Origin of the sequence: Nocardiopsis sp. RV163 (assembly GCF_001029525.1) — a bacterium.
In the GTDB taxonomy this organism is placed as follows: Bacteria; Actinomycetota; Actinomycetes; order Streptosporangiales; family Streptosporangiaceae; genus Nocardiopsis; species Nocardiopsis dassonvillei.
This window is the reverse complement of record NZ_LEKI01000238.1, coordinates 1-5,942: the sequence shown is the minus strand read 5'-3', so window position 1 is coordinate 5,942 and position 5,942 is coordinate 1. Positions and strand designations below refer to the sequence as shown.

At 71.8% G+C, this 5,942-nt stretch carries 3 protein-coding genes and 1 pseudogene; 2 read left to right on the top strand and 2 right to left on the bottom strand.

All coding sequences use genetic code 11. The features are described from left to right. A partial coding sequence (locus ABD54_RS24980; RefSeq protein WP_235432190.1) for a putative glycolipid-binding domain-containing protein occupies nucleotides 1–485 on the bottom strand: 485 nt, incomplete at its 3' end. A 124-nt stretch (nucleotides 486–609) separates the two neighbouring features. Beyond that, entirely contained in the window at nucleotides 610–2,172 is a 1,563-nt protein-coding gene (gene putP / locus ABD54_RS24975) for a sodium/proline symporter PutP (protein WP_047871996.1), read from the bottom strand. 451 nt (nucleotides 2,173–2,623) lie between these two features. On the opposite strand from putP, the gene ABD54_RS29440 reads away from it, so the two are divergent. After that, a complete protein-coding gene (locus tag ABD54_RS29440) occupies nucleotides 2,624–4,489 on the top strand; it encodes a trypsin-like peptidase domain-containing protein (protein WP_268778210.1) in 1,866 nt (621 codons plus the stop codon). Nucleotides 4,490–4,716: 227 nt separating this feature from the next. Beyond that, nucleotides 4,717–5,942: pseudogene (locus tag ABD54_RS24965) on the top strand (tetratricopeptide repeat protein); the annotation flags it as partial.

Genomic DNA, 5,942 nt, shown 5'->3' with positions numbered 1-5,942 from the left:
CGTCTCGCGGGGTACCGTGTGCGGGAACTCTCCCGGACTTCCCGGAGCACGTTCGGCGCGTCAGCGCCCTCCGCCCGGGGGAGAACGGTCCCCGATCCGCCGCGTCCCGACGCGCGGTGGCGCAGGCCGAGGCGGCGGATGGGCAGGGTGTTGGTGAGCGGTGTGGCCGCGACGTCCACGTCCAGGCAGCCCACCAGTTCGGGGCGGGGAACGCCGTCGGGTCCGCTCCAGTGGCCTCCGTGGGCGTCGAGCGTGACCGACTCCAGGCCCTGGGAGGAGAGGACCTCGGCGTACACCCGCCGGGTCGTCCACGCCAGGTCGGTGCGGACGCTGAAGCGGGTGAGGAACCGCTCCCCGCCCACGACGACGGTCTCCCCGGCCTCCAGGCGGTGGCCGTCGGGCTCGGGGAGGAGCGCGCCCAGCCCGAGGCCCTCGGGCACGTCGGTACGGGCCCACACGGCCGGGTGTTCCGTCAGTGACGACATGTCACCGTTCTACCGTTCCGGGGTCGGGTGCGCCAGAGCGGCCCTCCCGCCCGCACCGCGGACGCGGTGCGGGCGGGAGGGCCGGGTCGGCGGCCGCTCCGGCCGCCGCCGGTACGGCCGCCGGTCAGACCCGTGCGGCCTCTCCCGGGGCGGAACCGGTTCCGCGGATCTCCGCCTCGACCCGGTCGAAGTCGCTCTCCATCTGCGGGGTGACCCTGGCCAGGCCGTTGAAGACGAAGATGGCGGCGACGCTGAGGACCACGGCCGGGACCATGGCGTACAGGCCGGTGCCGAAGAAGTTCGCGTCGAGGACGTCCCACACGATCGCGGTGGTGCCGCCCGCGATCATGCCCGCGAGCGCGCCGGACCAGCTCATGCGCTTCCAGAACACGGAGAGCACCAGGATCGGGCCGAAGCCCGCGCCGAACCCGGCCCAGGCGTAGCCGACCAGGTCCATCACCGACTGGTCGCCCCACAGTGCGATGGCCGCGGCGCCCAGGGCGACGGCGACCACGGTGACGCGGCTGATCCACAGCAGCCGCCTGGGGTCGGCGTCGCGGTCCACGAAGGCCCGGTAGCCGTCCTCGGTGAGGGCGGACGCGGCGACCAGCAGTTGGGAGTCGGCGGTGCTCATGACGGCCGCGAGGATGGCGGCGAGCAGCAGGCCGGCGACCAGGGGGTGGGTCAGGGCCTCGATCAGGAGCGGGAAGACCTGCTCGGAGTTCTCCAGCGGGGTGTCGAAGTAGGCGATGCCGATGAAGCCGACCAGCACGGCCAGGACCATGGCGGTGACCGCCCAGGCCACGCTGATGGTGGCGGCCTTGGGGATGTCGCGGACCGAGCGGATGCCCATGTAGCGGGACAGGATGTGCGGCTGGCCGAAGTAGCCGAAGCCCCAGGCCAGGCCGGAGACGATGACCACCCAGCCGAGGGTGTCGGTGCTCACCCACTGGCCGAGCTCGGCGTCCAGGGCGGTGCCGCCGACGGCCGACAGCAGCCCGTCGCTCTTGTCGGACACGCCCTCGGTCAGCCCGGCGAGGCCGCCGAGCGAGGTGACCGCCATGGCGGGGACGACCAGCAGGGCGATCCACATCATCGCGGCCTGGACCACGTCGGTGTAGGACACCGCGAGGAAGCCGCCGAGCACGGTGTAGAGCACCACGATGCTCACGCCGATGGCGATGGCGGGACCCGGGCTCAGGCCCAAGACCTGGTCGAACAGGGCGGCCATGGCGACGAGCCCGGAGGCGACGTAGAAGAAGTAGAAGACGATGATGAGCACCGCCGACACCCCGCGCAGCAGCCGGGTGGGGTCGTTGAAGCGGTTCTCCAGGAAGGAGGAGAGCGTCAGGGAGTCGGAGTCGCCCCCCGAGCGGGCGTCGGTCACGCGCTCGGTGTACACCCGCAGGCGGGGCGCGAGGAGGATCCAGCTCCCCGCGAAGCCGCAGGCCAGACCGACCGCGATCCAGGCCTCGCCCAGACCGGAGACGTAGATGGCGCCGGGCAGTCCGAGCAGCAGCCACCCGCTGAAGTCGCTGGCGTTGGCGCTCAGACCCGCCACCCAGCTGTTGAGCTGCCTGCCGCCGAGCACGAAGTCCGACTGCGAGACGGTGCGCTTGTAGGCCCACAGGCCGATGGCCACCATGGCGGCGAGGTACACGCCGAAGGTCGCGACGGACCAGAGCATGGACTCGTCCAAGACCCTGCCCTCCCTTCTCATGAGCACGCGGGCACGAGCCTTACGCGCTGTTCGTGGATATTGCGGGGGATCATTGCCCCGTGCCCGGTAAGTCACAACACCCGTGCGTGGAACAACACCGCTTTGAGACCTCAGCGAGTCCTCCGCGAGGAGTCGCCGTCCGCCAGGCCATGCCGGGGTGCCGGTGTTTGTCGGATCGGACATAGACGGGCGGCCCTTCCACTCCGGGCCTTCCACTCCGGCCCTTCTATGACGCGCGTCACCGGGGGTTCGGGCTCGGAGCGCGCTCACCGGTTTGCACGCTCGCCCTCATGACTCCCCTCCGCCGCGGAAATCGCTCGCGGAACTCTGTTCCCTCCGTTCCGGTGCCTCTTGATTCGCCGCTGCCCGAGGGGGAATTGTTCCGGGAAAAGTTGACATCGAGAGAGGTCTCCCGAACGTGGCCGCCCCCCGTACCCCGCGTGGTCTGCAACCCAACGAGCCCTCGTGGCAGATGCGTGTCCTCGACCAGTACGACACCGTGGGCGGTGCCGTACTCCTGTCCCCAGGCCTGCTGGTCACGTGCGCGCACGTCGTCAACGCCGCGCTCGGCCTGGACGGGGACAAGGAGGAGCATCCGGGCGCGCTCGCCACCGTGCGCCTCAAGTCCTTCGACGACCGGGAGTGGGAGGCCACCGTCGACACCCAACTGTGGTCGGCGGGCCCCGACAGCCGCGACCTGGCCGTGCTGCGGCTGCGGGACGCGGGACCCGACACGTCCTTCCCCGTGCTGAGGGAGTGCGCGAGCCTGGAGCCGCAGCAGCCCCTGTACACGGCGGGCTACCCGGAGGGCATGCGCTCCCTCCAGGCCCCGCTGGTCTGCCAGGGGCCCGGCGGTCCCACCGGACTCACCCACCAGGTCGAGACCCCCGCCTCGCAGCCGGTGCGGATCACCGGCGGGTTCAGCGGCTGCGCCGTGCGCACCGGGACCGGCGAGCTGGTGGGGATCATGCAGAAGACCCACCACTACGTGTGGAACGACCCCGACCGGCCCTCGGGCATCGCGTTCGTCCTCCCCGTCGAGGAGCTCGTCGGCGAGCGCGACGGAGGCGATGTCGTCTCGGCGCAGCGCCTGGCCGACGAGTCCCTGTGCGGCAGGGAGGCCTACGACAGCCTGCACGACCTGCTGGACTCGGTCTCCCTGGAGGCGGTCCCGCCGGAGGGCCTGCTGCGCCCGAGCGAGACGCGCAGGGCCAGGCGGCACGACACGGGCGCGGGTACGACCGCGTGGCGGGTCCTCACCGCGCTGTGGGACCTGGTCCCGCCCGCGGGCGAGCCGCCGCCCCGGGTCGTGTGGGTGCACCACGTCCACCAGGAGATCCGGCGCCGGAGACCGCTTCCGCCCGCGGTGTGGTCCTGGATCAGGCGGGAGGCCTCCGCGATGGGGCGCGACTGGGAGGAGGTCCTGACCCGCGACCGGGACCGGCGGCTGCTCGGGAGCCGTGGCCCGAACGCTCCCGCGACACCCCTCGCCCAACGTTCCGCGCGGCCTCCCGGAACGGTGGTGACCTTCGAACTGGAGCCGGTGACCGGCGGCTACCGGCTCCTGCACAGCATCGACCACCGGGACGAGCGGGGCGAGCTGCCGCAGAGCACGAGGCTGGTCGGCGAATCGGAGATCTGCGACGAGATCGCCGACCTCATGGGCGAGGCCACCATGCAGATGCTGATCACACCGGACGAGGACTCGCTGCGGCTGAGTGTCCGGCTGCCGAGGGAGCTGCTGCACCTGAGCCTGGGACAGGCCAGCCCGCACCGAGACCTCGTGGCGTTCCCGCCCCTGCTCTGCACGACGTACGAGATCGTCTACCACGTGCGCGAACGCGTGACGGCACCGCACTACCTGGGCGCCTCGGAGCGGTGGCGCACACGCACCATGCGGCAGCGGGCCCGGCCCCTGGTGGAGGACCGCAACGTCCTCACCTCGTGGAGGCAGGAGACGAAGGAGGTGGCCAACGTCCTCTCCGACCTGGACCTGACGGTGCTCGTCGTGGACGACGAGAGCCCGGACCTACGGCACGTCTACGACGCGGCTTTGTACCAGGGGGTCCCCACCATCATCAGGGGTCCCAAGAGCGCGATTCTTCCCCTTCTCCAGGAACTACTGGACCAGGAACCCGACGCCCGGGTACGGATATCCGGCCTGCCCCGTTATCTGCGCGACAGGGCGAGGGAAAATTCGGACAGTCGAAAAATCGCGATCATCCATGACTCCTTTGAGGACACACTCCTCCGGGGCGCTCCCGGCGGCACCGGCGCCCCCTGAGAGCCCTCGGGCCTGGGGGATGATGGAGGGGAACGGCACGCCGGGTCCGGTCGCCGCACACCAGCCGTATTCGCGTCCGGACCCTGACGGCTCACCGCCCCCGAGGGAAAGCGCCGCCTTTCCTGGCTAGAATCTCTCTGGTTGGATAGGAGAACCAGGGAGCTATTCCCAGGGGGCGACGGGGACACGCCCGCCGATTCGGATATCAGGTCCATATTAGGACAAAAATGGATGATCTGTCGCACAGGTATCGCAACGCACTCGGCAACCTGACAGACGGGCCGTCCCGTCTGGCCGTCCTCGTCGACTCCTCGTCCCTCATGGGCCTGCACCAGCGCTGTGTCGCGGAACTGACCGGGGAGGCCGAACGGGCGGGAGCGACGGTCATCCGCTTCCACCCCGGCCGCGCCGCCCACGCACCGGGGGTCCACGGCGCCGAGGCGGCCGTCCTCGTCACCGACGCCCAGGACCGGGGCTGGCGCCAGCCCAAGCTGCGCTCCTGGGTCGCCGCGCTCGCCTCTCGGATCCCCACCGCCGTCCTGCACCTCCTCGACCGCTCCGTGTGGTCCGGGGGACCGCTCGCACCGCAGCCGATGCGCATGACGGCCCCCTCCCCCGCAGTTCCCGCCTCGTGGGCCCTCGCACGCGCCCCGGACGGGGGCTCCGACCCCGTCCTCCCCGCCGACGCGGCGGTACTGCCGGTCCTGGAGTACGGGCCGGAGGCCCTGGCGGAATGGGTCTCGGTCCTCGACGGCGGGGTCCGGGTGTGGGAGGCCGACGTGTGCGTCCTCCCGCCCGACGGCGCACGGCCGCCCAGCTCCGCCCCCTGGGACCCCGATCCGGTGTCGCGCTTCCTGTCCCACGCCTCGCGCGGGGCCCGCGAACTCGCGGTGCGCCTCACCCAGGCACCCGTCAACCTCCCCGTCGCGGAGCTGATCCAGCGCGGCATCCCCCACGCGCCGCGCGACGGGCGCCTCGCCGTCACCGAGATCGCCGAGGTCTTCGGCGGCGAACTGATGGACCCGACGCTGCCCACCGGCGACCTGCACGACCCGGCCGCCACCGCCCTGGAGTTCCTGCCCGGGGTGCGCAGGGACCTCCTCGGCAGGTTCGGCGACCTCAGCGTCATGCGGTCGGTGTACTACTCGCTCGGCATCGAGTTCAAGGACACCGCCAGGATCTACCGGTGGCTGGCCCGGATCGAGACCGGAGCGCCCCTCGTCCCCTCGCTCGACGGGGAGGAGGACCTGGCCGGGGCCGTGCTCCCCGCGCTGTCCGAGATGCCGGGGGAGTACCGGCGCTTCGCCGACCACCTGCGCGCCGCACTGGACGGGGCTCCCGGGTCCGGGGCCCCCGCCGCCGCGCGCCGCACACCCGACGCTCCCCGAGAGGAACCGAGTCCGACCGTGACCGACACCCACGCCTCCGAGACGGAGCCCGCCCCCTCGGAACC